The sequence below is a fragment of the Helicobacter rodentium ATCC 700285 genome, from assembly GCF_000687535.1.
GTDB lineage: Bacteria > Campylobacterota > Campylobacteria > Campylobacterales > Helicobacteraceae > Helicobacter_D > Helicobacter_D rodentium.
The window spans coordinates 1-1088 of the sequence record NZ_JHWC01000029.1 but is presented as its reverse complement, the minus strand read 5'-3'; the positions used below and the strand labels follow the sequence as shown (position 1 = coordinate 1088).

General features: G+C 47.6%; 1 tRNA gene and 1 rRNA gene. Both read right to left on the bottom strand.

Annotation, left to right across the window (positions count from 1 at the left end):
• Positions 1 to 58 precede the first annotated feature (58 nt).
• Positions 59 to 135 (bottom strand) — tRNA-Ile (locus BS85_RS0109915).
• Between the two features lie 86 nt (positions 136 to 221).
• Positions 222 to 1088 (bottom strand): 16S ribosomal RNA (locus BS85_RS0109910); the annotation flags it as partial.

Sequence of the window (1088 nt, the reverse complement as noted above, 5' to 3'; positions counted from 1 at the left end):
AGGTAATGACCAAAAAAACTTTGAAAACTCTTTCAAAAGAATAAAAAAGAATTTCGTTTGGTGGGCTTAGGAGGACTTGAACCTCCGACCTCACCCTTATCAGGGGTGCGCTCTAACCACCTGAGCTATAAGCCCCTACTGCAAAGTTAAATAATCTCTGAAAACTAAGCAGGAAAAGAACAACTTAAACTAAAAGAAACGAATCTTTAGTTTTTCTCTTGAAAGGAGGTGATCCAACCGCAGGTTCACCTACGGTTACCTTGTTACGACTTCACCCCAGTCGCTGCATCCGCCGTGGGCGGTAGCCAGTTTGGCATTCCGACTTAAGGCGAATACAACTCCCATGGTGTGACGGGCGGTGAGTACAAGACCCGGGAACGTATTCACCGTAGCATAGCTGATCTACGATTACTAGCGATTCCAGCTTCATGTAGTCGAGTTGCAGACTACAATCCGAACTGAGAGAAGTTTTTGAGATTTGCTCCATTTCACAATATTGCATCTCTTTGTACTTCCCATTGTAGCACGTGTGTAGCCCTAGGCGTAAGGGCCATGATGACTTGACGTCATCCTCACCTTCCTCCTCCTTGCGAAGGCAGTCTCCTTAGAGTGCTCTACCGAATAGTTAGCAACTAAGGACGAGGGTTGCGCTCGTTGCGGGACTTAACCCAACATCTCACGACACGAGCTGACGACAGCCGTGCAGCACCTGTTTTCAAGTTCTAGCAAGCTAGCACTCCACTATCTCTAGCGGATTCTATCAATGTCAAGCCTAGGTAAGGTTCTTCGTGTATCTTCGAATTAAACCACATGCTCCACCGCTTGTGCGGGTCCCCGTCTATTCCTTTGAGTTTTAATCTTGCGACCGTACTCCCCAGGCGGAATGCTTAATGCGTTAGCTGCATTACTGCAAGGACAAGCCTCGCAACAACTAGCATTCATCGTTTAGGGCGTGGACTACCAGGGTATCTAATCCTGTTTGCTCCCCACGCTTTCGCGCATCAGCGTCAGTTATGTTCCAGCAGGTCGCCTTCGCAATGAGTATTCCTCTTGATCTCTACGGATTTTACCCCTACACCAAGAATTCC